Raw genomic sequence first — 25,808 nt, forward strand, 5'->3', positions numbered from 1 at the left:
GGTCAGTCCGGCGTCGGCCGGTCCGGCGTCAGCACCGCGTCAGCGGCTCGTGGAGCTCACCCCTCCGCTATCACCACCGCCGAGGCCCCCGATCCGGGGTCCGGCCCTCCGTCGTCGTGGGCACTCAGGCGTCGTCCGTGAACAGCTCCTTCGCCACCCGGATGTCCGGGTTGCCGTACGCGATGTGGCGAAGGACCTTGCCGTACAGCGGGGTGCGCCGCAGCAGCGCGGCGAGCGCGGGGCGGATGCGGGTGGCGACGACGCCCCGGCCGAGCATGGCCGCGCTCTGCACGCGCTGGGTGCGCATGACGGCCGCGATGTCCGGTGCCCGGCGCGCCTCGAACGTGCCGAGGAACGCGGCGCTCGCGTCGCCCTCGGCCAGAGACGTGATCAGCAGCGGGTGCAGGGCGACGGCGTCCTGCACGGCCAGGTTGATGCCCTGGGCGCCGATTGGGCTGTGCGTGTGCGCGGCGTCGCCGATGCAGACGAGGCCGTCGACCGCCCACCGGTCGGCGCGCCCGGAGAACACGTCGAGCAGGCTCACGTCCTTGAAGGAGGTGATCTGCTCGCGGATCAGCTCCGCGTACGGCGGTGCGGCGGCGGCCAGCTGGTCCTTGAGGTGCTCGACGCCCCGGCCCGCGAGGTCGGCGTAGCCGCCGTGCGGCAGGGTCCAGCCGATCTGCACCTTGTCGGGGTAGGAGTCGTAGGCGAGGACGGGGCTGGCGCCGTGCCGGAAGACGCGGACGTCACGGCGTCCGGGCGTGCTGTCCGGGACGGACAGTTTGAACCACAGCACGTCCAGGTCGAACACGTCGCTGCGGCCGGCCCCGATGCCGGCGAGCCGGCGCAGCTTGGAGAAGCGGCCGTCGGCGGCGACGGTGACGTGTGCGCGGATCTCGCGGCGTCCTTCGGGGCCGTCGGCGCACACCCCGGTGATCTCCCCGCCGGGCCCGTGCAGCAGGGCGCTCGCCCGGTGTCCTTCGAGGTGGGTGAAGGCGTCGAACTTGGCGCAGTGCAGCACGAGTTCGTCGAGGAGGTGGGGCTGCGGGATGCTCAGCAGGTGGTCGTGGGGGGCGGGCAGGGTGCGGTAGTCGATGTCGAGCAGTACCCGTTCGCCCTCGACGAGCCGGAACCGGTCGTGCTCGTGGCAGCCGCGGGCCCGCGCCCCGGCGAGCACGCCGAGCTCGTCGAGCAGCCGCATGGCGCCGGGCTGGAGGATCTCGCCCCGGAACTCCCGGTGGTGCGCCCGGGAGCGCTCGACCAGGGTGACCCGCACCCCGGACTTCAGCAGGAGCAGGGCGAGGACCAGGCCGGCGGGGCCGCCGCCGACCACGCAGACGTCGGTGTCCGGTGCGTCGGCGGCGGGGACGGCTCCTGGCCCGGCGGTGCTCATCGGGTGCCGATGACGGGGGCCGCCGTCACCGTGCGCGAGGTGGTGAGCGCGGCCAGGGCCGCGTACTCGGGCAGTTCACGGGCGTGCCGGGCGGCGTCCGCGTCGCGCCAGCTCTCGACGGCGGTGTAGCGGCCGGGGCGGGGCAGGGAGCGGGCCAGGTCGAGCCAGGCGAAGCCGTCCAGGGCACGGGCGGCCTCGGCGTAGGCGCGGTAGGCGGTCTCGTACTCGCCCGCGTCGCCGGTGACGTCGGCGACGGTGACGTACTGGGCCTGGCCGCCCTCGTTCTCGGCGACCCGCAGGACTCCCATGGAAGGGTCGGCCTCGACGTCGACGATCCGGTGGAACTCGGCGGCGTGCGCCTGGAAGGTCTCCGAGCCGAGGACGGCCTTGAAGTCCTGCGGGGTCGCCCACCAGCCGATGTTGACGTACGTCCCCGGAGTGTCCAGGTCGCGGACGGCCTGGTGGGCACGGAAGCCGCCCTGGGCGCGCATCCACTGGACGTGGGAGCCGAAGTGCTCCTCGAAGTGGGCCGCCTCGGCGGGGTCCTTGAGGGTGAAGGTGTTGACGACGGTGAACTCGGGGGCCATGGCGGGAACCTTTCCGTTCGAGGTGGGCCGGGGCTGTGAGGCCGGACCCCGTGTCAGGTCGAGGAGCCGGGCGCGCAGGTCGCGGCGCTGGATCTTGCCGTTGCCGTTGCGCGGGATCGCGGGGACGGCGACGGCGTCCTGGACCCGCTGGTAGTACGGGAGCCGGGGGTTGACGTCGGCGAGGACGGCCTCGGGCGTCGTCTCCGGGTCGGCCAGCACGAGCAGGGCGCCCGCGACCGCCGACGAGTACGGGTGCGGCAGGTCCACGACGACGGCCTCGGCGACCGCCGGGTGGTCGAGCAGGGCGCGCTCCACGTCGGAGGGTGCGACGAGGAAGTTGTCGCACTTGAAGACGTCCTTGAGGCGGTCGACGAGGAACAGCCGCCCGTCGGTGTCGACGCGGCCGACGTCGCCGGTGGCGAACCAGCCGTCCGCACCGACCCCGCCGCCGCCCAGGTAGCCGGCCATCACCTGCGGCCCGCGCACCTCCACCTCGCCGGCCTCGCCCGCCGCCAGCACGGCACGCGTGTCGACGTCGACGATCCGGCACTCGGTGCCGAGGACGGGGCGTCCGACGCTGCCGTGCACGGGGGCGTCGGCGTCGTCGCTGTGGGTGAGCGGGGAGGTCTCGGCGAGGCCGTAGCCCTGGAAGACGGGCACGCCGAGCCGTTCGCCGAGCCGGGCCGCGGCGTGCGGCGGCAGCGCCGAGCCGCCCGAGGCGACGTAGCGCAGGGCGCGCGGGGCGGGCCCTGCGGGCTCGGCGGCGTCGGCGAGGCGGGCCAGGCGGACGGGGAGGCTGTAGTAGTGGGTGGCGCCGTAGCGGTCGGCGGCGGCCAGCGCCTCGGCCGGGTCGGGGCCCGCGAAGAGGATCTGCGGGGCGCCCGCGTGGACGGCCGAGTTGAGGTGCATCGGGTGGTACGTCGGCAGGTGGTTGAGGGTGACCGAGGCCGCGTCCAGGCGGTGGGCGTACGCGATCTGCGCGGCGTTCACCGTGAGGTTGCGGTGGGTGAGCCGGACCGCCTTGGGCAGTCCGGTGGTGCCGCTCGTGAAGTGCAGGCAGGCGATGTCGTCGCCGCCGCCCTCGTAGGGGGTGCCGGCCGGCGCGGTCTCGGCGAGCGCCTCCAGCGTGGTGTCGGCCGGGCCGCCGGGGGACGCGCCGCCGATGAGGACGACGCGCTCCAGGTGCGGCAGGCGATCGCGCAGGGCGCCGATCCGGGCGTACAGCGCGGCGTCCACGAACGCCACGCGCGCCTCACAGGTGCCGAGCACGTGGAGGAGGCCCTCCTCGCGCAGCAGCGGGTTGACGACGGCGGCCACGTGCCCGGCGCGCATCGTCGCGTAGTAGGCGACGGGGAAGTCCGGGTGCAGGACGGCGGCGACGGCGATCCGCTCGCCGGCCTGCGGCAGCAGCTCGCGCAGCGCGGCGGCGACGGCCCGGGTGCGCTGCTCCAGGGCGCCGAACGTGGTCCCGGTGCCCTCGGCGATCAGCGCGGTCCGGTCCGGGTACCGGCGGGCCGTCTCGGCGAGCAGCCCGTCGACCCGGGTGGGCACGGTGAGCTCCAGGTCAGCCACGGCGTTCCTCCGCGTACGCACGGGCGAGGTTCATGGTGGCGGTGCTGTTGGTGCTGAGCGCCTTGTGGACGTAGGCGCGGGCGTCCGCGACGGTGGCGCCCTCGCCGAGGATCCGCTCGACCGTGTCGGTGCGCAGCCGCACGTCGTGCCGCGAGGAGACGTCGACGCCGGTGCCGGACGCCTTGATGGTCCAGGCTCCGGTGTGGGCGGTCATCAGCAGTGGCACGGTGGTCTGCTTGTAGACGATGCGGCCGCCCGCCGCGTCGGGGAAGCAGACGCGGATCGACTCGGTGGTGTGCACGGAGCCGTCCTTGGTGCTGGTGTCCATGCGCATCACCTGCACGCCCGGCTCGTCCTCGGTGAGGTCGAGGGCGGCGACGTGCGGCAGCCGCTCGGGCCACAGGTCGGCGCGGTTCAGGAAGTCGAAGACGTCGGCGCCGTCGCCCTCGACGTGCACGGTGTCGGTGAAGGAGAACTCCAGCTCGGTGAGCCGGCCGCCCAGTTCGGCGACCTGGCGGATGTTGTCCAGTTCCTGGCCGCTGTTGCGGTCGAGGGCGGCGCGTATCCACTCGACGTTCTCGGTGGCGTCGTCGACGGCGCTGAAGTCGTGCCTGAGTTCCAGCCGGGAGCGGCCGGGACCGAGCTGAGTGACGATCCACTCGCCGCCCATCGCGGCCACCGGCGGCGTGGACACCTCCTGGCGGAAGGTGACGCGCAGCGCCTCCGGGTCGAGGGTGCGCACCGAGGTCCAGGACTTGACCGCGCCGTTGGCGGTGGCCCAGATGCGGATGCGCTCGAAGCCGTCGGACTCCTCCAGGTGTTCCACGTGGACGTTGGGAAGGAACCGCAGCGGCCAGGAGCGGGCGTCGGCGACGACCGCGTACACGGCCTCCGCGTCGGCGGCCACCTCGACCGCGTGCGTGGTCTCGTACGTCACCGGCTGCTGGACCGGTACTGCCATGGCGAACGCCTCCAAAGCGTGGATCTGCGTTGATCTGGTTACGGGTTTGGCGGGAGCGGGGGATCAGAAGTTGCCGAGGCCGCCGCAGACGTTGAGGGCCTGCGCGGTGATGGAGGCGGCGGTGTCGGTGGCGAGGTAGCCGATCAGGCCCGCGACCTCCTCCGGGGTGGAGTAGCGGCCGAGCGGGATCTTCGCCTGGAACTTCTGCAGGATCGCGTCCTCGCTGGTGTCGTAGGCGGCCGCGTAGCCCTGGCGGACGCGCTGGGCCATCGGCGTCTCGACGTAGCCGGGGCAGACCGCGTTGACGGTGATGCCGGTCGGCGCGAGCTCGTTGCCGAGCGCCTTGGTGAAGCCGACGACGCCGTGCTTGGAGGCGGAGTACGGGGCGCCGAGGACGACGCCCTGCTTGCCGGCGGTGGAGGCCACGTTGATGACGCGGCCCCAGCCGCGCTCGCGCACCCCGCTCTCGCGCAGGAACGCGCGGGTCAGCAGGAACACGGAGGTGAGGTTGGTGGCGATCACGTCGTCCCACAGCTCGTCGTCAAGGTCGGCGGTGACGCCGCCGCCCGAACGGCCCGCGTTGTTGACGAGGACGTCGATCCGCCCGTACGTCCCGACGGCCGCGGCCACCAGCGCGCGCACGGACTCCGCGTCGCGGACGTCCGCGGTGGTGCCGTTCGCCTCGTAGCCCTCGGCGCGCAGTTCCTTGACGGTCAGTTCGACGCTCTCGGCGGTGCGGGCGCACACGAACACCGCGTGTCCGGCGGCGCCGAGGGCCCGGGCCGCCGCCAGGCCGATTCCGCTGGTGGCCCCGGTGACCAGGGCGACTTTCTGCTCGTTGTTCGCCATCTCGGGCGCTCCCCTAACGCTGGTGGTGTCGCTGTTGCAGGTCCGGACCCGGACGGCGCCACGGTGCAGGGGTGTACTCGGGATGCGATGGAGCGGTGCTGGAAGGAGCGGTGCTCCGTCCCGTGTCGAGCGGGGCGCGAGGGCGGCGGCCCAGAGTCGGCGGCGACACCCCAGGCCCATCAGGAGGGACCGCCATGACCGTGACGGAGACGGAGTACGCGCAGGGCGCCGGCTTCGCCGAGCTGTACCAGCAGGTGCAGCAGTTCTACGCGCAGCAGATGCAGCTGCTCGACTCCGGGCGGGTCGAGGAGTGGGCGGCGACGTTCACCGAGGACGGTGTGTTCGCGGCCAACGCCAAGCCGGAGCCGACCGTCGGCCGGGACACCATCGCCGCCGTCGCCGGCCAGGTCGTCGCCCAGTACGAGCGTGACGGCATCCAGCGCCGGCACTGGATGGGCATGGTCGCGGTCGACGAGGCCCGCGGCGAGGTCGTCCGGGCGCGCTCCTACGCCCTCGTCATCGAGACGCCCCGGGGCCAGGCCCCGTTCATCAAGGCCTCCACGACCTGCGAGGACGAGCTGGTCCGCGAGAACGGCCGCTGGTTGGTCCGCCACCGCCTGATCTCCCGGGACGACCTGGCGTAGCCCACGCACCCCCTGAGGGCCACCGGACACCGTCCGGTGGCCCTCAGCCGTGCCGCACCCCCGCCCAGGGGCCAACGCCGGCCCCGCCTCGGGCAGTCCTCGCCTGACGGCCAACGCCCGCCCCCCCGGCCTCGGGGCCAGCCCCCGGCCCCGCCTCAGGCAGCCCCGCCTCCGCGGCCAACGCCCGGCCCCGCCTCAGCCAGCCCCGCCTCAGGGCCTACGCCCGCCCCCGCCTTGGGCAGTCTGCCGCCTGGGGCGGCAGGGTGGGCAAGGCGGCACCCGACGCCGGATGCGTCCCTCACGTGCCCGGAATGCGACCCCGGTACGGTCGCGTCTGCCGGGCCGGCCCATCGTCTCGGGCCCACGGCCGTCACTGGTTGCTCGCGCAGTTCCCCGCGCCCCTTACGGGGCACAGGCCGAGGGCCAAACGACCGCCGTTATGGGTTGCTCGCGCGGTTCCCCCCGCCTCCACGGGGCTCAGCGCAGTGCCAACTGCTCGATCTGCGGGACCATGTCCGCCGGCAAGGGCATTGACGCGATCTCGGTCGCCACCTCCCGCGCTGCCGACGCGAACCCCGGATCACCCAGCAGGGACGCCACCGCCTCCCGCAGCACCCCGGAGTCCGACTGCCCGTCCAGGGCCACCCGCACCCCCGCCCCGCGCGCGGCGAGTCGTTCGCCGTACACGTCGAGGGCGGGCAGTGCCTGGGGCAGGACCAGTTGGGGGAGGCCGCGGGCGAGGGCGGTGAGGCCGGTGCCGGCGCCGCCGTGGTGGATCAGGGCCGTGCAGCCGTCGAGGAGCAGGGACAGCGGGGCGGGGTCGACGACCTCGACGTTCGCGGGGACCGGGCCGAGGGCGGAGGCGTGCTCGGGGGTGAGGGTGATCAGGGCGTGTACGCCGTCGAGGCCGTCGAACGCCTCCGCGAGGGCCGCGATGCCGTCGAGGCCGCACTCGTCGACCGTCCGGGTGCTGTAGGAGACGCAGACCGTCCGCCCGGTCGTCGCGGCGCGCCGGCCGGGGTAGCCGCCCGGCCCGTTGTACGGCACGAAGCGCACCGGCCGCCCGGGGTCGGTGCCGGGGGCGACGAGGCTCGGCGGGCTGGGGTCGAGGAGCAGGGCGGGGTCAGGCAGTCCGCCGAGTGAACCCGACTGTTCCGCGAGGGATTTCAGGGCGCGGCGGGCGGGCTCGCGGGCCTGGGTCGTCAGCAGGTCGGGGCCCCAGCGGTGCACAACGCACGGCACGCCGAGGGCGCCCGCGACGATCGGCCCGGAGAACTCCAGCGGGTCGGACACGACCACGTCGGGCCGGAAGTCGCGGGCCAGCGACAGGTAGCCGTCGATGACGCGGCCCACCCTGCGCTGCCAGTTCGCCGCCAGTTTGTCCCAGTCGGGCTGCCAGCCCGGACCGGGCGCGGCGGTCCGGGCGGGTGCCTGTTTCGGCCGGACCGCCTGCGGCGCGGGAGGGGCGGGAGGCGGGGCGTCGACCTCCACCGCGTGCAGGCCGGCCGCCCGCGCGGTCGCCGCGGCGACGGGTTCGCCGCACAGCAGCACCTGGTGGCCCGCGGCGGACAGGGCCCAGGCCAGGGGCACGATGGGAAGCAGGTGACTGTTGACGGGGGTCACCACGAGCAGGACGCGCATTCGGGCTCCGTCTCAGAAGGCTGTCGTGAAGGCTGTCGTGAAGGCAGTCGGGAAGGCAGTCGTAGGAGGACAGAAAGGTCACGGCGCCCCGGCACGGGCAGCGGGGAGGCTGTCGTGCCGGGGCGCCGTGTCGGGGGGCCGGTCCGCGTGGGCGCGTCAGGCGGCGACCTGCGTACGGCTGTCGGCCAGGCTCTCGTTGATGTACGCCAGCAGCAGACGCGGGGTGTCCGCCTCGGCGAGGGTGTCGTCGGAGAGCTGTATGTCGTACTCGCGCTCGATGTGACCGGTGGTCTGGAGCACGGCGAGCGAGTCGTAGCCGAGTTCGGCGAGGGGGACGTCGAGGACGTCGCCGTCGAGGTCGACGCCCTCGGCCTCGCCGGCGCACTCGCGGAGCAGGGCGGTCAGTTCGTTCAGCGTCATGGCAGTGCCTTTCTTCGCGTTCTCGTGGGTCGTGGGTCGGTGAAAGGGGACGTGAAGGGGGCAGGCGGAGGAGCCGCGGGCATCAGGCCGCCGAGACCACCAGCGCCGCGTTGAACCCGCCCTGCCCGCGCGCCACCACCAGGGCGTTACGCAGGGGCGCCGGCCTGGCCTCGGTCACCAGATCGAGGCGGATGCCGTCGGCCGGGCGGGAGGTGCCCACGGTGGGCGGGATCACGCCGTCGCGCAGGGCGAGCAGCGCGGCGGCCACGTCGAGCGAGGCGCCGCCCGCGGCGAGCCGGCCCGTCATGGTCTTGGGCGCGGTGACCGGTACGGCCTCGGAGGCGAAGATGGCGGCGAGCGCGTCGGCCTCCGCACGGTCCAGTTCCGGCACCCCGGCCGCGTCGGCGAACACGACGTCGATGTCACCGGGGGCCAACCGGGCGTCGGCGAGGGCGAGTTCGATGGCGCGGCGCAGGGTGGAGGGGGCGCCACTGTCGGGTGCCGGGTCGAAGGTGGCGGCGTATCCGGTGAGCCGCCCGTAGATCCGGGCGCCGCGCTCGCGGGCCGCGTTCTCCTCCTCCAGGACGAGCAGGGCACCGCCCTCGCCGGACACGTGACCGCCGGCCCGCTCGTCGAAGGGGACGTACGCGGAGGCCGGGTCGGTGCCGGTGCTGAGCCGGCCGCCGGCCAGCTGGGCGGTCCAGCCCCAGGGGCAGACCGCGCCGTCGACGCCGCCGGTGACGATGAGGCCGCTGCCCTTGCGGAGCTGCCGCCGGGCCTGGCCGATGGCGTCGAGGCCACCGGCCTGCTCGGTGACGAGGACGCCGCTGGGGCCGCGCATGCCGTGCCGGATGGAGATCTGGCCGCTGTTGACGGCGTAGAACCAGGCGAAGGACTGGTAGGCCGAGACGTACTTGCCGCCCTTGCTCCACAGCGCCTCCAGCTCGCGCTGTCCGAACTCGAAGCCGCCGGCCGAGCTGGCGGTGACCACGCCCGCGGCGAACTCGGGGAGTTCCTTTACGGTGACGCCGGCGTCGTCGATGGCCTCCTGCGCGGCGGTCAGGGCCAGCCGTGTCATGTGGTCGGTCTGCGGCATCAGCCGGGACGGGATGTGCTCGGCCGCCTCGAAGCCGGGCACCTCGCCGGCCAGGGTGGCCGGGTAGCCGGAGGCGTCGAACCGGGTGACCGGTCCGATGCCGCTCTGCCCGGCGAGGGTGGCCGCCCACCAGGCATCGGTACCGAGCCCGTTGGGGGCGGCGACGCCGATGCCGGTGAAGACGGAGCCGGTGACCGGCGCCCCGGCGGCCCGCTCCAGGAGGTCCGTTGACGTACTCATGCTGCCTTCCGTTCCGGGCCGGTGAGGACCATCGCGCTCTGGAACCCGCCGAATCCGCTGCCCACCGTCAGCACGGTGTCGGTGCGCTGCTCGCGGGCGGTCAGCGGGATGTAGTCCAGGTCGCACTCGGGGTCGGGGTCGTGCAGGTTGGCGGTGGGCGGCAGCACGCCGTGCTCGATGGCGAGGGCGCAGGCCGCGATCTCCAGGGAGCCGATGGCGCCGAGCGAGTGCCCGATCATCGACTTGATGGAGCTGACGGGCGTGCGGTAGGCGTGCTCGCCGAGGCTGCGCTTGAACGCGGCGGTCTCGTGCCGGTCGTTCTGCTTGGTGCCGGAGCCGTGCGCGTTGATGTAGTCGACGGCGGTGGGGTCCAGGCGGGCCTCGTCGAGGGCGACGCGGATCGCCTCCGCCATCTCCTTGCCGTCGGGGCGCAGCCCGGTCATGTGGTAGGCGTTGCTGCGCGAGGCGAACCCGGAGATCTCCGCGTAGATGTGAGCGCCGCGGGCGAGGGCCTGCTCGCGCTCCTCCAGGACGAAGACGGCGCTCCCCTCGCCGAGGACGAAGCCGTTGCGGCTGGCGTCGAACGGGCGGGAGGCGTGCTCCGGGTCGTCGTTGCGCGGCGAGGTCGCCTTGATGGCGTCGAAGCAGGCGACGGAGATCGGTGAGATCGGCGCCTCGGTGGCACCGGCGATCATCGTGTCGGCGCTGCCCTCGCGGATGAGTTCCACGGCGTGGCCGACCGCGTCGAGGCCGGAGGTGCAGCCGGTGGAGACGACGGCGGTGGGACCCTGGGCGCCGGCGGTCCAGGCGACCTCCTTGGCGAAGGACGCCGGGACGTAGTAGTCGAACAGGTGGGGTACGGCGTACCGGTGGTCGACGTGCCAGTCGGCGCCGTCGCCGCTGACGATCCGGTACTCGGTGTCCAGGCCGGTGGTGGCGCCGACCGCGCTGCCGATGGTGACGCCGGTGCGCACCGGGTCGGCGCCGGACAGGTCGATGCCGCTGTCGGCGAGCGCCTCGCGGGCGCTGACCACGGCGAACTGGGCGGCCCGGTCCATGCGGCGGATCTCGCGGGCGTTCAGCCCGGCCGCCCACGGGTCGAAGTCGGCCTCGGCGGCGATCCTGGACCGGAACTGGGCGGCGTCGAAGAGGGAGATGGCCCGGGTCGCGGTGCGGCCCTCGGTGAGCAGGGACCAGAACTCCTTGGTGCCCACTCCGCCGGGTGCCACCACTCCGATGCCGGTGATGACCACACGCCGTGTCATCGCTGCCTCCCGGCCCACCGCCGCGCCCCGGACCGCATGGCGCGGTCGCGCTTCCTGGTCAGCTGCATCGCCCTGTCACCTCTCGCTCGTGCACTTGAGTTCTTCGGTCCGCTGTCTGGGCAGGACGGCCGCGGTGGGACCGTTCACCGCTGCCCCGACTGTGCCGCCCGCCTCTCGCGCCCGGCTCAACCCGTCCCGGAGAACGGCTGGTTGGAGGGCCGCCCCTGGTTGAAGAGCCCCCGACTGCGGACCGTCGGCGTGGTGCGTGCCGTCGGTCTGGCGCAGGCCGAGTGCGGCCGCCCGCAGGGTGCGCGGTGCCTCCTTGCCCCGGACGAAGAAGTGGTCGCCGGCGACGGTGCGCAGCCCGAACCCGGCGGGCGCGTAGTCGGCCCATTCGGCCATGCCGACGAGCGGCGAGATCGGGTCGTTGCGGGCGGCGAGCGCCAGCATGGGGGCCCGCAGCGGGGTCTGTTCGGTCTCGCACAGCGCGGCGGCCAGCCGCAGGTCGTCGCGGAGCGCGGGCAGCACCCGCCGCTCCCACACGTGCCCGCCCGCCGCGGCCTGCGGCGGCAGCGCCCCGTAGGCGACGAGGACGCGCAGCAGCTCCCGGTCGGGCAGTTCCGCCGACCGCAGCACCGGGGAGCGCAGGTGCGGTGGCTGTACGGCGCCGACGGCGACCAGGGCGGGCCCGGCCAGCCCGGCGCGTTCACGGGCCCGCGCGAACGTGTAGGCGACGAGACCGCCGAGGCTGTGCCCGTACAGCAGGTAGGGCCGGTCCTCCAGCAGCGGGCCCAGCAGCCCTTCCAGTTCGGCGACCAGTTCACCGGGGTCGGTGATGCGGGCCTCGCGGATGCGGGTCTCCCGGCCGGGCAGCAGCACGGGCACGACCTCGGCGGCGTCGCCGACGACGCCCTGCCAGGGGGCGAAGCAGGAGATGCCGGCGCCCGCGTGGTGGAAGCAGACCAGCCAGGGCGGACGCGCCTCGCCGGTCACGCGTCCACCAGGGCGACGGCCCGGGTCCAGCCGGCCCCCGCTCCCGCGATCTTCACGGGGAAGCAGGTGACGGTGAAGCCGCTCGGTCCCGGCAGGGCGTCCAGGTTGGTCAGGCGCTCGATCTGGCAGTACTCTCGGCGCCGGCCGGCGAAGTGGGCGGGCCACAGGACGGAGCGGTCGCCGCTCTCCTGGAAGCGCCGGATCATGTCGCCGAAGGGGGCGTCCAGGCTCCAGGCGTCGGTGCCGATGACGCGGACGCCGAGGTCGAGCAGGTGGTCGGTGGCGGGGCCGTCGAGGCCGGCGAAGTCGGTGAAGTAGCGCGCGGTGCCCGCGTGCCGGTCGGCGCCGGTGCGCAGGATGACGATGTCGAGCGGGTCCGGCGTGCGGCCCGCCTCGTCGAGGGCGCGCTCGATGCGCTTTCTGCCGATCACTCCGGTGCCCACGTCCCGTACGTCCAGCAGCAGTCCGGGCCGGTGGAACCAGTCGAGCGGCATCGCGTCGATGTGCCGGGGGGTGCCGTAGTCGCCGCGCGAGCCGTAGTGCGAGGGGGCGTCGACGTGCGTCCCGGTGTGGCTGGTGAGGGTGAGCGTGTCCAGGGACAGCAGCTCACCGCCGGGCAGGTCGGCCGGGTCGAAGTCGAGGCCGAAGTGCAGCTTCATCTCGTCGGCCATGTGCCGGGCGCCCTCGGCGGGCGTCATCACCTCGTGCACGATCGGGTCCGGCTCCCAGGCCGCGGCGTCGACCGCCTGGGACAGGTCGATGATCCGGGGCGCCTTCGCCGCACCTGCCGGTGCTGCCGCTGACGCCGCTTCTGTCACGGTCACGGTCACAGTGAACTCCCCACGGACACAGTCCTGTTGGCGCGTCCACCGCTGGACGGGGCGGAACGCGGCCGTTGATGGGGCAACCATCGCCGCGGCCGCTCGACCCGTGATCGAGACCGGCCACGGCGCCACTGGACACGGGCCCGCGACCGTCGGCCGGAGGGGCCGGCCGGGGCGGGCGGCTGTCGCCGGCCACCGGCGTGTGGAGCATGCCTCGGCAGGCGCGCAGGACAGCCTGTCCCGTGCGGCACCGTGTCCACCGGGGCTTCCTGAGCGGCCGGCCATCGCCCGGCACTGCCAGCGCATCCAGGCCATCGCTGGGCACGGGTCGGGGCACCCGGTCATCGCTGGGCACGAGCCGGGGCATCCGGCCACCGCCCGGCACGGATCGGAGCATCCGGCCATCACCCGGCACGGATCGAGGCACCCACCCATCGCCCAGCCCGGGTCGAGGCATACGGCCACCGCCCGGCACGGATCGGAGCATCCGGCCATCACCCGGCACGGATCGAGGCACCCACCCATCGCCCAGCCCGGGTCGAGGCATACGGCCACCGCCCGGCACGGGTCGAGGCATCCGGCCATCACCCGGCACGGATCGGCGCATCCGCCCATCGTCCAACGTGGGCCGAGGCACCCGGCCGTCGCCGGACACCGGTCGGAGGGCCAGGAGGGCCACGCGCCGGGTCAGACCGCGAGCCGCTCCAGGAAAGGGGCGTGCCGCTCCGCGTGGCCGGCCAGGTCCAGGGCCGGGTCGCCGTTGAGCACCGCCCGGTGCAGCCGCTGCAGCCGGTCGGAGGGGTCCACGCCCAGTTCGTCGACGAGCTGGTTGCGCAGGTCCTGGAAGACGTCGAGGGCCTGGCCGCGGCGGCCCGAGCGGTGCAGCGCGAGCATGCACTGCGCGTGCAGCCCCTCGTGCAGCGGGTGCCGGGCGATCAGTGCCCGCAGCTCGGCCACGAGCGCGCTGTGCCGGCCGAGGGCCAGCTCCGCGTCGATGCGACGCTCCAGGGTCGCGAGCCGGCTCTCCTCCAGCCGGACCAGCTCCACCTCCAGCATCGGCCCCACCTTGACGTCGACCAGGGCGGGCCCCCGCCACAGGGCGAGCGCCTGCTGGCACAGGTCGGCGACGGCCGCCGCGTCACCCCGGTCGGCGGCGGTGCGGCTGCGGGACACCAGCTGGTCGTAGGCGTGGACGTCGACGGACTCGGGGGCGACCCGCAGCGTGTACCCGCCGTACTCGGTGGCCAGGATGTCCTTGGCCGTACGGTCGGCGTCGGGGCCGAGCGCCTCGGTGAGCTTGCGGCGCAGCTGCAGGATGTACGTCTGCAGGGTCGTCGACGCGCTCCGCGGCATGTCGGCGCCCCAGATCTCCTCCATCAGCGTGGGCACCGGCAGCACCTGGCCCGCACAGCCGGCGAGCAGCGCGAGGATCTGCCGGGGCTTGCCCGCGCTCGGCACGATCGAGACCCCGCCCAGGTGTGCGCTGAGCGGACCCAAGAGCTTGATGTCCATCGGTTCCTCCCGTTACGCAGTGGGCCGGCGGGCTGCCGGGCGGACCGAGCGGTTCGGTCCGGGTCCACTGCGTCATCGAGACTCCCCTGACCTGCGCCGTTTCGACAGTGCGGTCGTCCCGAACCGGGGGTGAGGTTTCCCCGCTTCGAAGCGTGAATTTTTCATGTGCGCCTTGTGACGGCGGCACTGGCCGCCGGGCGGGGGGGTGGCGAGGATCGTTCTCGTCGCTGCGGGACGCGGCGGCATACGGATGAGTCACTCGACGGGGGAAAGCGATGAACATGCTTCACTGCACAACGGTTTCGGCTCACGACGACCTGCTGATAGAGGAACTCGGAACACATTCGGACGTCGCCGGCACGCGGGATCCCATCCCGTGCTACGTGACCGCCCTGCCGTCGTCCCGGCAGGCCAACGGCACGGCGGCCGCCTGACCATGGGCGCGCCTGGGGGAAGCGACAACACACTGCTGGGGTTCCGCCCGCATCTGCGGGTGGAACACGTCCCCGGTGAGGCCGTCTACGTCCTCACCGGATCGAGGGCCACGGCGCTGCACGGCCGCCACATCGCGCGGCTCGCCCCGCTGCTGGACGGGACGCGGAACATGGCCGAGCTGATCCGCCAGACGGAGGGCGCCCTCGGCGCCGAGCAGACCCGGAGTCTCGTCGACCGGCTCCGCACGGCCGGCCTCGTCACCAGCCGCGACCCGGGTGACCCCGGCTGCCCGAAGGGTGAGCCGGCGTACTGGGAGACGGCCCGCCTGGACGGTACGCAGGCGGCCAGGGCGCGGACGGCAGCCACCGTGCGCGCCCTCTCGGCGGGCGCCGCCCGGGCGGTGGCACGAAGCGCGCTGCACCTGGCTCTCTCGGACGCGGGCCTGACCGTGACCGACGCGGACACCGCCGCAGGCGCCGACCTCAGCATCGTCCTGTGCGACGACTATCTCGATCCGGCGCTGCGCGCCGTCGACGAGGAACACCGCGAGGCCGGGCGCCCCTGGCTCCCCGTGCTGGTCCACGGCACCGAAATCCACGTGGGCCCCTTTCTCGGCGTACCTGAGCGCGCGTGCTGGTCCTGTCTCGCGGACCGGCTCTGGCGCGGCCGGCAGATAGAGGCGCACATCCAGCGAGCGCTGGGACGCACGGGCCCGCTGCCCGGGCCCGACTGCGCGCTGCCCGCGGCAATCCGATCGGGCCTCGGCCTGGCCGCTCTGGAAGCAGTCAAGTGGCTTGCCGGATATCGGCATCCGGGGCAGCGGTCGCTGTGGGTCCTGAACACCCTGACAATGGAGTCCGCGCACCACCCGGTGCCGCGCCGTCCGCAGTGCGCGTCGTGCGGCGATCCCGGCCTGGTCGCCGCACGCGTGACAGGGCCGCTGCGACTGCGACGCCGTACGAAGACGGACACCACGGGCGGTGGCCACCGCGCCCTCACCCCGGACGAGTTCCAGGCCCGCTACGGCCACCTGGTTGACGAAGTGACCGGGCTCGTCAGGGACATACGGCAGGACTCCCGCGGCCCCGAGTTCCTCAACTCCTTCCACGCGGGACTCAACCCGGTCACCGCGCCGAACGGCGTCGCCGGACTGCGGACGGGACTGCGCGCCACCTGCGGCGGCAAGGGCACCACCGCTCTGCAGGCCCGCACGGGCGCCTTGGCGGAGGCACTGGAACGCTGCTCCGGCTACTTCCAGGGTGACGAGGCGACCGTGCACGGCAGTTACGGCTCGCTCGCCGCCGACGCGATCCACCCGGACGCCGTACAGCTCTACGACCCGCGGCAGTTCGCCGGCCGAGCCGAGTGGAACGCGACGCACGCCCCCGCGCAGCAGATCTGCGACCCGCTGCCCGAGGACGCCGAGATCGAGTGGACGCCGGTGTGGTCGCTGACCGAGCGGCGCCACAAGCTGCTGCCGACCGCGTTCCTCTACTACGACGTCCCGCAGCGCGAGGGCGCCGCCTACTGCATGGGCACCTCCAACGGCGCGGCGGCCGGCGGCACCCTGGAGGACGCCGTGCTCCAGGGCACGCTGGAGCTGATCGAGCGGGACGCGGTGGCGCAGTGGTGGTACAACCGGTTGCGCCTGCCCGGCGTCGACCTGGACGCGTTCGCTGACGACTGGACGCGTGAAATGCGTTCCGTGCACGCCTCGTTGAACCGCGACGTATGGGCGCTCGACCTCACCAGCGACCTGGGGGTGCCGGTGTTCGCGGCGGTCTCGCGGCGCACCGACAAGCCCGCGCAGGACCTGATGTTCGGCTTCGGCGCACACCTCGACCCGCGCGTCGCGCTGCGGCGCGCGCTGACCGAGCTGAACCAGCTGCTGCCCCCGGTGGCCCTCGCCGCTCCCGACGGCACCGGATACGACGTACGCGACCCGCTCACCCTGGACTGGCTGCGCACCGCGACCACCGAGCACCAGCCGTACGTCACCGCGGACCCGGCCCGCCCGTTCACCACCCCCGACACCCACGCCTACGCCCCCCGCGCCGACCTGCTGGACGACGTGGAGGCGCTGCGCGACCTGCTCGGCGGCCACGGCCTGGAGATGCTCGTCCTCGACCAGACCCGGCCGGACGTGGGCCTGCCGGTGGTGAAGGTGGTGGTGCCGGGCCTGCGCCCGCACTGGCCGCGGTTCGCCCCCGGCCGGCTCTACGACGCGCCGGTGGCCCGGGGACTGCTCAGGGAGCCGACCGCCTACGACGACCTCAACCCCTACCCCTTGTTCGTCTAGCCGCCCGCACTCGTCCACCGCCCGCCCGAACCGGAAGGAGGTCACCATGAGCATCAGCAGCCTCGGCGCTCCCCAACTCGCCGAATATTGGTCCCTGCTGGAGGACATCGAGGTCGACCTCGGTACCGGCCCGGGCGCGCCCCTTGTCCTGTGCCGGGCAGGACAGCGGTTGCGCATCGAGGCGCCCAGCGAGCAGTTGCGCGAGGCAGTGCGGCGCATGCAGCTCGGGGCGGTCACCCTGCGCAATGTGGTGCCCGACTTCCCCGAGTACGACACCCCGGAGACCAAGCCGGGCCCCACGGCCCGGAAACTCGCCGGAGACCTTCAGAAGCTGGGCGGGCTGACGGTCCGCACCCTCGAGGCGGGTGGCAGGCCGCTCCTCTCGTTCGTTCCCGTCCGCTCGGGAGCGAGACTCGCCCCTCGCCCACTGGAGCCCGTGTCCGGACCGGCGCTCGGGCTGGTCGGCACGGTACTCCGCCGCCCTTACGGAGCGTCCCTGGAGTCGGCGGCCTCGCGCTACCGCGCGGAGTTCCACGGCCCGCACGCCCTGGCCTTACTCTCCGGTCTCCGCCACCGCCACACGCTGCCCACCACACCGGTGGCACTAGCCGCGGTGGCCTATTTGCATGCAGCAAAGTTTCTGTTGTGGGACTCTAAACCACAGGTCAAGGCCGATTCCGGCAATTCAACTCGGCAAAGCGCCCGGCTAGGCTGGCAGAGCCTGGGCGGAGTGACCAGTCCGCTCGAAGAGCACAGGCGGGGGGAACGTTGAGCCGCACGACCATGGCCGACCGGGCCACGGATCTGATCCGGACGGTGCGCGAAGACACGCCGGTACGTCTGTCGGTGGCCGGTACGGCCGCGCTGGCCTTCGGGTTCTGCGCCATCGACATGGCATTCGTCGTCGACGAGCGTCCGTCGGGAGGCCGTCTGCTGCTCGCCGGAGCCTGCTTCGTCCTGCTCTTCGGTCTCCAGCTGTGCCATTCCTTCCCCGAGTTGTTCCGGCTGCCGTACAGAGCCCGGTACCTGACGCTGGCCGTGCAGGCCGTCCTGTCCTTCGCGCCGATGCTGCTGTTCGGCGAGGCCTTCCTCGGCATGCCCCAGCTCTTCGCCGCCTCGGCCCTATTGCTGCTGTCACCCGCGGTCGCCTGGCCGGTGAGCCTGGTGGCGATTGCCGGCATGATGTGGGCGTCCGTGATCGTGGGCGACAGTTACGACTACTTGTACGGTCTGGTGGAGGTGGCTCTCAACGTCGCCATTCTGTACGGCTTCTCGCGCTACCACCGCCTTTTCGCCGCCGTTCACCGCGCCCGCGGAGAACTGGCCCGGCAGGCGGTCGCCGCCGAACGCCTGCGTTTCGCCCGTGACCTCGACGACCTGCTGGGCATCAGCCTCTCCACGATCACGCTCAAGTCCGAGTTCGCCGCCCGGCTTCTGCCGGGGCGCCCGGAGCAGGCCGGCAGTGAGATCACCGAGATGCTCGCCACCAGCCGCAAGGCCCTCGCCGACGTCCGCTCGGTGGCCCGAAGCTACCGGCCCCTCTCACTCACCGAGGTTCTGGAGTCGGCACGCTCCGTACTCACCGCGGACGGCATCAGCACGACGCTGCGTGTGACCGAACTTCCCCGGCTCGCCCCCGCCACCGAGACCGCGCTGGCGACCGTGCTGCGCGAGGGGGTGACCAACGTGCTGCGGCACAGCGAGGCCGAGCGCTGCACCGTCTCCGTCGCCGTGTCGGCCGGCGGCGGCACCATCACACTCAAGGTGCTCAACGACGGAGTGCGGGACGGGACAGACCGTGACGGCGGCGACTCGAAAACCCTCGCCGTCCTGACCGATCGCGTCGAGCGGCTCTCCGGCACCCTGGTCACGCGGCGCAGCGGCGGCTGGTTCCATCTCGTCGTCCGGGTCCCCGTCGTCTCCGAGGACGACCTCGTGGAGCCCACAGCCATCTCCGGTTCGTGGAACGGAAACCGGGCCACCGTGCCCGCCGTCCGGACCGCCACGGCCCTGACTGTCGGGATTCTGGCCGCCTACCTCCTGCAAGGCGTCACCGTCACGTCTGGCAACGGTGTCAGCGGAGGCCGCCTGGCTCTCGCGGCCGTCATCGTCACTGCGGGCGTGGTGCTCCAGTGCTGGCAGATGTTCTCCACGGCCCGTAGCGGCCTGGTGCGACGTATGGTCCTAATCGCCCAGCTGCTGCTCGCCTTCGTCCCGTTCGCGTACTACGGCGTCGCCTGGTCCGACGCAGCCGGCATGGCGGCGGGCACCGCCTTGATGGTCCTCCCCCGGCCCCTCTCCTGGCTGACCTACACAAGCGTCGTCCTCGGCAACCAGGTCATCCTCTACGAACTCGGCCTCCACGACATCGCCCAGTTCTCCTACCAGCTCTTCATGACCGCCATGACCGGTCTCGTCGTCTACGGCCTCTCGCGCCTGCGGGACCTCGTCGAGGAGGCGCACCGGACCCGGGCCGAGCAGGCCAGGCTCGCCGTCGTCAGTGAACGGCTGCGCTTCGCGCGGGACCTGCACGACCTGCTGGGGTACAGCCTGTCCACGATCACGCTGAAGTGCGAGCTGGCGAAACGGCTCGCCGTGCGCCGGCCGGAGCAGGCGCGCGCGGAGATCGGGGACGTGCTGACGACGAGCCGGCAGGCGCTCGCCGACGTACGGACGGTCGCTCGCGGCTACCGCCCCATGTCACTGGCGGACGAGGCGAGTTCGGCCCGTTCGATGCTGACGGCCGCCGGGATCCGCGCGACCCTCGACCTCGGCCACACGGCCCCGCTGAGCGCCGCCGCCGACACGGTGCTGGCGACGGTGCTGCGCGAGGCCCTGACGAACGCGCTGCGGCACAGCCAGCCGCAGGAGTGCCGCATCTCCACGGCGGACGGGACGAACGGCGCGGACGGCACGGTCGTGCTGTGCGTGGCCAACGACGGTGCGGCCACGGGCGATCCGCGCCCGGACGACGCCGGCTCCGGGATCGGCAACCTCACCACCCGGCTGCGCCGGCTCGGCGGCACCCTGGACGTCGCGCACAGTGGCGGAACGTTCACCCTCACGGCGCGGGTGCCGCACGACGCGCAGCACGCGCCGGCCCGGGACGACGCCGACGACCTCGGTCTCGACCTGGACCTCGGCCGCGAGGCGGTCGCGGCGTGAGGTCACAGCCAGCCGGAGTCCCGGGCGATGCGGATCGCGTCGACGCGGTTGCGGGCGCCCAGCTTGGTGACGACCGTCGTCAGATAGTTGCGGACCGTGCCCGCCGACAGGTACAGCTTGTGCGCGATCTGGGCGGGCTCCTCGCCGTCGGCGGCGAGCCGCAGGACCTCCGCCTCCCGCTCGGTCAGCGGCGACGCCCCCGCGTCCAGGGCGGACAGCGCGAGCTGCGGGTCGATCACCCGCTCACCGGCCGCCACCTTGCGCACCGCCTCGGACAGCTGCTCCGGCTCGGCGTCCTTCAGCATGAAGCCCGAGGCGTGCGCGGACAGCGCCCGGCGCAGATTGCCCGGGCGGCCCAGGCTGGTGAGGATCAGCACCCTGCAGTCGGGCACGGTCGAGTGCAGGGCCTCGGCCGCCGTGATGCCGTCGGTGCCGGGCAGGTCGATGTCCAGGACCGCGACATCCGGCCGCAGCTTCTGCGCCGTCGGCACGATCTCCGCCCCGGAGGCCAGCTCGGCGACGACCTCCAGGTCGTCCTCCAGTTCGAGCAGAGAGACCAGGGCACGGCGCAGCATGTGCATGTCTTCGGCGATGAGAATGCGGATCATGTCGAGTCCCCCACTCGGCGCGATGGAGCCGAGGAGTCGTTCTCGGCCATGTGGACGGCGTTCAGAGATCCGATTATGCACCTGCGTCCGCACGGGTCCGCCATCTCGCGGGAAGTTCGCCGCCGAGCCGTCGGCCGGGCCGTTCACCGCTCCGGTCGCCGGTCAGGTCGCCCCGCCGGGTGCCGGGCGGTTCGCCGGTCCGAGCAGTTCCACGATCTCGCCCATGAACCCCTCGTCGAGCATCGTGGCGACGCCGGTGTCGGCGCCGTCGACCCCGCCGCTGTCGCCGAGTCCCGCGTCCTGCCGGGCCACGCTGATGAGGTAGCCGTCGGGCAGCCAGTGCGTGCCGAATCCCCATTCGCCGTGACTGGCCGGCCGGCCGTCGGGCCCGCACAGCTCGCCGTCGGAGCCGAAGCCGAACTGGTGGAACCCGAGCCGCATGCCCTGCCCGAGCGCCTTGGTGTAGGCCTCCTTGAGGGTCCAGATACGCAGGAGTTCCCGGTTGCGGGCGGCCTCGTCCAGGTGGGCCAGCCGGGCGCGTTCGGCCGGACTGCACAGGCTGCGCTCGACGGCGGCGTAGCGGACGCGCCGGTCGGACAGTTCGGTGTCGACACCGATCCGACCGCGTCCGCTGAGGGCGACGACGATCAGGTCCCGGGTGTGGCTGAGGCTCAGCTCGATCTGGCCGCAGCCGCGAATGTAGGGCCGACCGCCCGGTTTGTAGCTCAGCTCGACGGACCCCGGATCGACGCTCAGGGCCGCGCCGACCGCGTGCCGGACCAGCAGCCGGGACGCGGCGAACCGGGAGCGGGCCGTGGGGTCGGTCAGCCCGCTGAACCGCTCCCAGTCCCGGCCGCCGAGCAGATTGCGCAGATCGGGGTCGGCGAGGGCTGCGGGCAGCCAGCGCTGCCAGTGGCCGTGCACGACCGCGTGCCCGTGCCAGCGCAGGGCCTGCCGGACGGGGGCCCACGGGCCCTCGATGTTGGGGACGTACAGGGGCTCGCCCACGGCGAGGGCGGGCGCGGTGGTGCCGGTGCCTGTGCCGGTGATGGCAGCGTCGGTCAGGGCGGTGCCGGTGATGGCAGGGTCGGTCAGGGCAGTGTCGGTCATGGCAGGTCCTCTCCTTCCGCCAGGGGCGTGCGGTGCAGGTCGTAGCCGGTCCCCGCATGGAGCCGCGCCACCACCTCCGCCAGCACCCGGGCCACGCAACCTTCCGGTGGTTCCGGCAGGTCGAGTCCGAGGCGGCCCGCGAGCCTGCTCAGGGCGAGCAGGACCCAGGCCGGGTCGCCGGTGAACGTGCCGTCGTCACGGCAGCGTTCCCACAGGGCGAGCACCGCGCCGGCCGCCGAGAGCAGCGCGTACCGGTCGACGAGCGCGCACCACTCGGGGCTGCTCAGGTCGGGCCGGGCGCCGGCCGGCAGGGCGGCGCAGCGGTCGTGCAGCGCCCAGAGTTCGGCGGTGAAGCCGCGCGCGTACGCGGCGAGCGTCCGCTCGTAGGCGCCCTGGTCTCGGCGGTCGCGCAGCCGTCCCGCGGTGGCGTTCAGGGCGGCGGCGAGGAAGTCGTCGCCGCCGGCCACGGCGAGCGCGCCCAGATCGAGCGGGGGCAGCTCGCCCCGCGGCCGCAGCACGGCGTCGGGCGGTTCGGCCGCCCGGAACCAGGACGTGCGGGCGAGCAGCGGGAGCTGGGGCGCGATGACGGCCTGGCAGGCGGCGGTGCCCGCGTGCCCGAGGCCGGCGGCCGGCAGGTCGCGCAACAGCTTCGCGGTCAGCGCGCGGGTGATCGGCAGCGCCGCGTCGGTGCTGTCGGCGGCGAGCACGGTGGTGAGGGCCTCGACGTCGTCCCGCAGCAGTTCGGGCACCAGGTACTTGACCGCCGCGGCGGCCAGGTGGGCGCTGTCCGGGAGCAGGTGGAGCGAACGCAGCGTCGCCGAGGCGAACGCGTCGCAGGCCAGCAGGTCCGCGAAGACGCCGGCGAGCAGCGGCCCGTGGCGCCCGAAGTCAGCGCGACCACTGCCCAGTTGGGCCCGTACGGCGCCGCGCAGCGCGGTATCGACGGAGGCGATCGCGGCGGCCGGGATGAGCGCGCGGTTGAGCTGGAAGGTGCGCAGTGCGAGCCGTACGCCGTCACCCTCGGCGCCGACCAGGGCGTCGTCCGGGACCGGGCAGCCGTCGAAGTCGAAGCCCGAGAAGTGGCAGCCGCGCATGCCTCCGGTGACCTTGCGGGGCAGAGCGCGTACGGCGCCCTCCGGGAGTCCGGCCGGGTCGACGAGGAGCACGGAGTGGCTGCCGCGACCGGGGGCCGGGGCGTCGGCGGTGCGGGCGTAGACGACGAGGGCGTCGGCGCGCTCGGCGTTGATCACCATGTCCTTGCGCCCGCTGAGGGCGTACCCGCCCGACCGGCCTGGCCGCGCGGCGAGTTCGCCGCGCAGGACGGCGCTGCCGTGGGCGAGGTTGTGATGCACGATGGCCACGCGGCCGCCGCCGCACAGCAGGCCGGCCAGGTGGGCGCGCTGCGCCTGTGACCCGGCCGCCCATACGGCGGACGCGGCGAACAGCGACGTGATGCCGTGCCCGAACCCGAGCGCCAGGTCCCGGCGGAACACGGGCCGCACGGCCCGCGCCAGTTCGTCGGCGCGGGTCAGGCGCCCGCCGAGGGCGGCCGGCACCAGGCGCGCGCCGAACCCGCACGCGGTGAGCACCTCCTCGGCCGGGGCGAGGAGTTCGGACCGCTCCTCCGCCTGGAGCAGCGCCCGGAATCCGTACGGGTTCGCCGCGTCCCAGGGGTCGCCGAGCCGCCGCTCCAGCTCGGCCCCGGCGTCGGCCGCGCCCGTCAGGGCGACGTCGTCGGGAACGGCGGCCGACACGGAAGCGTGGTCGGAAACGGCTGTCACGAGTGGATCTCCGCTGCGATGCGCTGCTTGATGGTGCGCAGTTCCTCCTGGCGGGCCGGGGAGAAGCCCGTGCCCTCGGGTCGTTCCGGGATGTCGGCGCCCCCGCTGATCCGCCAGCCGGAGCCGCACTCGACGAGGGAGCGGTGCTTGACGGCGTAGTACCCGGCGGGCCCGTGGTCGAGGGCGACACCGGCGGCGCCGGCCGCGGCGGCGACCAGGTGCGGGTGGAAGCGGGAGGTGATCCAGGTCTGTCCGGCGGTGGCCGGGAACCCGTCCGTCAGCAGTGATTCCGCGCTGTAGGTGCGGGCGGCGGGCCAGCGCCGGGCGGCCTCGGCGAACACCTCGTGGTCGTCGCCGGGGTCGCACTCGACGATGCCTATCCGCTCGCCGTCGCCGCCGCCCTCTCCCCACGCCTCGACGGTCTTGACGGCGAAGTCAAGGAGTTCCACGGTCTGCGCGCAGACCATCACCGGCGGCAACTCCTCCCCGCCCGTCCGGTACAGCTGGGGGCCGGCGTCGAGGAAGAGGTCGTCGCCGGTGCAGCGGGCGTCGGTGCGGGCCAGGGCCCGCAGGGAGACCTCGTCGCGCACGTCGAGCACGGTGAACGGTTCCACGGCGTGCCGCAGCGCACTGCCGTCGTCGTCGAAGGCGGGCCACAGGCCGAGTCCGGTGAGCGCGGCGCGGCCGCCCGAGCGGCGGACGGCCGCGCCGGCCCCGGCGACGAGGCCGAGGTGCTGGGGGCAGAGCCCGTTGACGTAGCCGCCGCCGAGCAGGTGGACGACGTCGGCGGCGAGCAACTGCCTGAGCCCCGCGTCCTGTTCGGCGTCAGGGGCGAGGACGGCTCGCTCGACCCTGGCCACCGCCTCGGCGGGGCCGGGGCGGCCGGGGGCGCGGGAGAGCCGCCACAGGGTATCGGTGAACGTGGCGCGCGGGTGCAGACCGCCGAGCGTGCGCTGGGCGCCTGCGGGGTCGACGCAGTCGAGGACGACGTTCCGTTCGGGGTCGGTGCGGGCGAGGTGCCGCAGCCAGCCCGCTGCGATGGCCTCGTCGCCGTAGTTGGGGATGCCCGCGGCGGCGATCAGATACGAGGTGGCGGTCATGCCGGGACCTGTCTTTCGGTGCGGAGGAGGAGGGGAGGTCGTCATTCGGCGCTCGTCATACGGCGGCGGGGATGCGGAGCAGGTCGTCGATGTGGAGGGCGACTTCGGCGGGGCTGGGCAGCGCGTCGAGTTCGGCGCGCAGCGCGGTGAGGGCGGCGCGGTGCGGCCCGTCGCCCAGCAGGGCGGCCAGCGCCGGGGCCGCTGTCGCGGGGTGCTGGTCGTCGCCGACGAGGACAGTGCCGGCGCCGCTCGCGGCGATCCGGTGGCCGGTCTCCGAGTAGATCGGGGAGCGCGGCAGCACCAGTTGGGGGATGCCGCAGTGCACGGCGGCCAGGGCGGTCCCGGCGCCGCCGTGGTGCACGACCGCGTCCGCCCCCGCGAGCAGCAGATGCATCGGTACGGCCTCGGCGACCTCGACCCGGTCCGGCAGCGGGGGCAGCAGCGCGCGCTGTCCGCCCCCGACGGCGAGGACGATGTCGGCGTCCATGCCGCGGGTCGTCTCCAGCATGTCGGCGAGGGCCCGGGTGACGGCGGCGGTGTCGGTGCGGCTGAGGGCGACCCCGGTGGTGAAGACGATGCGGGGTGCCGTGCGCGGTCCGGTGGGGGCGGGGGGTACGGCGCCGGGCCCGTTGTAGGGGACGTGGCGCACCGGGACGCGGCGCACGGGCAGGGAGTCGCCGAGCGAGGTGCTGGGCGGCGCGGGGTCGATGAGGGTGCCGGTCGCGGGCCGCGGCTCCATCCCGTACTTTTCGAACAGGCGAGAGTACTCCGGGAGTTGGTCGCCGCTTTGCGGGTCGCGGTCGGTGCCGGTGACCGTGCCGACCTCCCAGCCGTGGGCGAGGCTCGGCACCCCGCACACGGCGGCGATCACCGGGCCGGCCAGGCTCAGCGGGTCGTGGACGACGAGGTCGGGCCGCCAGGTGCCGGTGAACGCGACGAGGTCGTCGAGCATGGCGTCGGCGACGAGTGTCTGCCGGGTGGTCGCGGCCCGCAGGGTGCGTGCCTGGGCGTCGTTCAGCAGCTCCGGGCGGGTCGCCCAGCCGGCCGGCCAGGTGCCCTCGTACCAGGCCTTGAAGTCCTCCCTGTTCCCGGCCGACTTGAGGTCGACGGGCCGGCCGACGGCGACGGCCGGCAGTCCGGCCGCGACGATCGCGTCCGTGCAGGCGGGCGGTGCCGCGATCCGCACGTCGTGGCCCGCGGCCGTGAGGGCCCAGGCCAGCGGCACCATGGGGAAGAGGTGCCCGGGGGCGGCCCAGGTGACGAAGAGTGCGCGCATGGCGGTGGTCGGTCCTTCCGCGGCAGAGGGGCGAGGG

Annotated in this window: 21 protein-coding genes; 5 read left to right on the forward strand and 16 right to left on the reverse strand. The window is 73.8% G+C overall.

Annotation, left to right across the window (positions count from 1 at the left end):
• Window positions 1-124 precede the first annotated feature (124 nt).
• The 4 genes from ABZ854_RS30255 to fabG form a co-directional block, all read right to left on the reverse strand.
• Complete coding sequence (locus tag ABZ854_RS30255) at window positions 125-1,393, reverse strand: FAD-dependent monooxygenase (protein WP_361217021.1); 1,269 nt, start codon at window positions 1,391-1,393, stop codon at window positions 125-127.
• Window positions 1,390-3,552: an AMP-binding protein gene (locus ABZ854_RS30260; protein WP_361217024.1), complete on the reverse strand. Its 2,163-nt coding sequence runs from the start codon at window positions 3,550-3,552 to the stop codon at window positions 1,390-1,392. Before ABZ854_RS30260 ends, ABZ854_RS30255 begins: the two co-directional genes overlap by 4 nt.
• Complete coding sequence (locus tag ABZ854_RS30265; RefSeq protein ID WP_361217027.1) at window positions 3,545-4,513, reverse strand: aromatase/cyclase; 969 nt, start codon at window positions 4,511-4,513, stop codon at window positions 3,545-3,547. Before ABZ854_RS30265 ends, ABZ854_RS30260 begins: the two co-directional genes overlap by 8 nt.
• A 63-nt stretch (window positions 4,514-4,576) precedes the next feature.
• Window positions 4,577-5,362 (reverse strand): 3-oxoacyl-ACP reductase FabG, encoded by a 786-nt coding sequence (gene fabG / locus ABZ854_RS30270; RefSeq protein WP_361217030.1) that lies wholly within the window; start codon window positions 5,360-5,362, stop codon window positions 4,577-4,579.
• A 194-nt stretch (window positions 5,363-5,556) separates the two neighbouring features.
• On the opposite strand from fabG, the gene ABZ854_RS30275 reads away from it, so the two are divergent.
• Window positions 5,557-6,006 carry a nuclear transport factor 2 family protein gene (locus ABZ854_RS30275; RefSeq protein WP_361217033.1) on the forward strand — a complete coding sequence of 150 codons (450 nt, stop codon included), beginning with the start codon at window positions 5,557-5,559 and terminating at the stop codon, window positions 6,004-6,006.
• Window positions 6,007-6,483: 477 nt separating this feature from the next.
• On the opposite strand, the gene ABZ854_RS30280 is transcribed toward ABZ854_RS30275, so the two are convergent.
• The 7 genes from ABZ854_RS30280 to ABZ854_RS30310 form a co-directional block, all read right to left on the reverse strand.
• Window positions 6,484-7,647, reverse strand: coding sequence for a nucleotide disphospho-sugar-binding domain-containing protein (locus ABZ854_RS30280; protein WP_361217037.1), 1,164 nt, complete (start codon window positions 7,645-7,647; stop codon window positions 6,484-6,486).
• A gap of 156 nt (window positions 7,648-7,803) precedes the next feature.
• Window positions 7,804-8,067 (reverse strand): acyl carrier protein, encoded by a 264-nt coding sequence (locus ABZ854_RS30285; RefSeq protein WP_361217040.1) that lies wholly within the window; start codon window positions 8,065-8,067, stop codon window positions 7,804-7,806.
• 82 nt (window positions 8,068-8,149) lie between these two features.
• On the reverse strand, window positions 8,150-9,403 hold the full coding sequence (locus ABZ854_RS30290; RefSeq protein WP_361217043.1) for a ketosynthase chain-length factor: 1,254 nt from the start codon (window positions 9,401-9,403) through the stop codon (window positions 8,150-8,152).
• Window positions 9,400-10,668 carry a beta-ketoacyl-[acyl-carrier-protein] synthase family protein gene (locus ABZ854_RS30295; protein ID WP_361217046.1) on the reverse strand — a complete coding sequence of 423 codons (1,269 nt, stop codon included), beginning with the start codon at window positions 10,666-10,668 and terminating at the stop codon, window positions 9,400-9,402. The genes ABZ854_RS30290 and ABZ854_RS30295 overlap by 4 nt, the downstream gene beginning before the upstream one ends.
• A 75-nt stretch (window positions 10,669-10,743) precedes the next feature.
• Window positions 10,744-11,661, reverse strand: a complete 918-nt coding sequence (locus ABZ854_RS30300) for a thioesterase domain-containing protein (protein ID WP_361217049.1) — start codon at window positions 11,659-11,661, stop codon at window positions 10,744-10,746.
• Window positions 11,658-12,485, reverse strand: coding sequence for a cyclase family protein (locus tag ABZ854_RS30305; protein ID WP_361217051.1), 828 nt, complete (start codon window positions 12,483-12,485; stop codon window positions 11,658-11,660). The genes ABZ854_RS30300 and ABZ854_RS30305 overlap by 4 nt, the downstream gene beginning before the upstream one ends.
• A gap of 687 nt (window positions 12,486-13,172) precedes the next feature.
• A complete protein-coding gene (locus ABZ854_RS30310; protein WP_361217054.1) occupies window positions 13,173-13,997 on the reverse strand; it encodes an AfsR/SARP family transcriptional regulator in 825 nt (274 codons plus the stop codon).
• Window positions 13,998-14,272: 275 nt separating this feature from the next.
• On the opposite strand from ABZ854_RS30310, the gene ABZ854_RS30315 reads away from it, so the two are divergent.
• Genes ABZ854_RS30315 through ABZ854_RS30330 form a run of 4 tightly spaced genes read left to right on the forward strand, consistent with a single transcriptional unit; the run spans window position 14,273 to window position 19,896 of the window.
• Window positions 14,273-14,431, forward strand: coding sequence for a hypothetical protein (locus tag ABZ854_RS30315; protein ID WP_361217057.1), 159 nt, complete (start codon window positions 14,273-14,275; stop codon window positions 14,429-14,431).
• A gap of 2 nt (window positions 14,432-14,433) precedes the next feature.
• The gene (locus tag ABZ854_RS30320; protein ID WP_361217060.1) at window positions 14,434-16,731 is read left to right on the forward strand and encodes a TOMM precursor leader peptide-binding protein; all 2,298 of its coding nucleotides are present in this window, start codon (window positions 14,434-14,436) and stop codon (window positions 16,729-16,731) included.
• Window positions 16,732-16,777: 46 nt separating this feature from the next.
• The gene (locus tag ABZ854_RS30325; RefSeq protein WP_361217063.1) at window positions 16,778-17,503 is read left to right on the forward strand and encodes a hypothetical protein; all 726 of its coding nucleotides are present in this window, start codon (window positions 16,778-16,780) and stop codon (window positions 17,501-17,503) included.
• The gene (locus ABZ854_RS30330; protein ID WP_361217066.1) at window positions 17,500-19,896 is read left to right on the forward strand and encodes a histidine kinase; all 2,397 of its coding nucleotides are present in this window, start codon (window positions 17,500-17,502) and stop codon (window positions 19,894-19,896) included. Before ABZ854_RS30325 ends, ABZ854_RS30330 begins: the two co-directional genes overlap by 4 nt.
• Window positions 19,897-19,898: 2 nt before the next feature.
• Here ABZ854_RS30330 and ABZ854_RS30335 read toward each other — a convergent pair whose 3' ends face one another.
• From ABZ854_RS30335 to ABZ854_RS30355, 5 genes are all read right to left on the reverse strand, one after another.
• Complete coding sequence (locus tag ABZ854_RS30335; protein ID WP_129308643.1) at window positions 19,899-20,504, reverse strand: response regulator transcription factor; 606 nt, start codon at window positions 20,502-20,504, stop codon at window positions 19,899-19,901.
• A gap of 162 nt (window positions 20,505-20,666) precedes the next feature.
• Window positions 20,667-21,614, reverse strand: a complete 948-nt coding sequence (locus ABZ854_RS30340; RefSeq protein WP_361217070.1) for a 4'-phosphopantetheinyl transferase superfamily protein — start codon at window positions 21,612-21,614, stop codon at window positions 20,667-20,669.
• Complete coding sequence (locus ABZ854_RS30345) at window positions 21,611-23,395, reverse strand: acyl-CoA dehydrogenase (RefSeq protein WP_361217073.1); 1,785 nt, start codon at window positions 23,393-23,395, stop codon at window positions 21,611-21,613. The genes ABZ854_RS30340 and ABZ854_RS30345 overlap by 4 nt, the downstream gene beginning before the upstream one ends.
• On the reverse strand, window positions 23,392-24,495 hold the full coding sequence (locus ABZ854_RS30350) for a polysaccharide pyruvyl transferase family protein (protein WP_361217075.1): 1,104 nt from the start codon (window positions 24,493-24,495) through the stop codon (window positions 23,392-23,394). Before ABZ854_RS30350 ends, ABZ854_RS30345 begins: the two co-directional genes overlap by 4 nt.
• A 55-nt stretch (window positions 24,496-24,550) precedes the next feature.
• On the reverse strand, window positions 24,551-25,771 hold the full coding sequence (locus tag ABZ854_RS30355) for a nucleotide disphospho-sugar-binding domain-containing protein (RefSeq protein WP_361217078.1): 1,221 nt from the start codon (window positions 25,769-25,771) through the stop codon (window positions 24,551-24,553).
• Window positions 25,772-25,808: the final 37 nt, after the last annotated feature.

This window comes from Streptomyces sp. NPDC047028, assembly GCF_040644095.1.
Lineage (GTDB): Bacteria > Actinomycetota > Actinomycetes > Streptomycetales > Streptomycetaceae > Streptomyces.

Excerpts from the sequence above, each read along its gene's own strand:
- fabG (WP_361217030.1), bottom strand. The coding sequence starts at position 5,362 with ATGGCGAACAACGAGCAGAAAGTCGCCCTGGTCACCGGGGCCACCAGC.
- ABZ854_RS30325 (WP_361217063.1), top strand. The coding sequence starts at position 16,778 with ATGAGCATCAGCAGCCTCGGCGCTCCCCAACTCGCCGAATATTGGTCC.
- ABZ854_RS30320 (WP_361217060.1), top strand. The coding sequence starts at position 14,434 with ATGGGCGCGCCTGGGGGAAGCGACAACACACTGCTGGGGTTCCGCCCG.
- ABZ854_RS30265 (WP_361217027.1), bottom strand. The coding sequence starts at position 4,513 with ATGGCAGTACCGGTCCAGCAGCCGGTGACGTACGAGACCACGCACGCG.
- ABZ854_RS30355 (WP_361217078.1), bottom strand. The coding sequence starts at position 25,771 with ATGCGCGCACTCTTCGTCACCTGGGCCGCCCCCGGGCACCTCTTCCCC.
- ABZ854_RS30295 (WP_361217046.1), bottom strand. The coding sequence starts at position 10,668 with ATGACACGGCGTGTGGTCATCACCGGCATCGGAGTGGTGGCACCCGGC.
- ABZ854_RS30275 (WP_361217033.1), top strand. The coding sequence starts at position 5,557 with ATGACCGTGACGGAGACGGAGTACGCGCAGGGCGCCGGCTTCGCCGAG.
- ABZ854_RS30315 (WP_361217057.1), top strand. The coding sequence starts at position 14,273 with ATGAACATGCTTCACTGCACAACGGTTTCGGCTCACGACGACCTGCTG.
- ABZ854_RS30340 (WP_361217070.1), bottom strand. The coding sequence starts at position 21,614 with ATGACCGACACTGCCCTGACCGACCCTGCCATCACCGGCACCGCCCTG.
- ABZ854_RS30290 (WP_361217043.1), bottom strand. The coding sequence starts at position 9,403 with ATGAGTACGTCAACGGACCTCCTGGAGCGGGCCGCCGGGGCGCCGGTC.
- ABZ854_RS30310 (WP_361217054.1), bottom strand. The coding sequence starts at position 13,997 with ATGGACATCAAGCTCTTGGGTCCGCTCAGCGCACACCTGGGCGGGGTC.
- ABZ854_RS30285 (WP_361217040.1), bottom strand. The coding sequence starts at position 8,067 with ATGACGCTGAACGAACTGACCGCCCTGCTCCGCGAGTGCGCCGGCGAG.
- ABZ854_RS30335 (WP_129308643.1), bottom strand. The coding sequence starts at position 20,504 with ATGATCCGCATTCTCATCGCCGAAGACATGCACATGCTGCGCCGTGCC.
- ABZ854_RS30280 (WP_361217037.1), bottom strand. The coding sequence starts at position 7,647 with ATGCGCGTCCTGCTCGTGGTGACCCCCGTCAACAGTCACCTGCTTCCC.
- ABZ854_RS30350 (WP_361217075.1), bottom strand. The coding sequence starts at position 24,495 with ATGACCGCCACCTCGTATCTGATCGCCGCCGCGGGCATCCCCAACTAC.
- ABZ854_RS30255 (WP_361217021.1), bottom strand. The coding sequence starts at position 1,393 with ATGAGCACCGCCGGGCCAGGAGCCGTCCCCGCCGCCGACGCACCGGAC.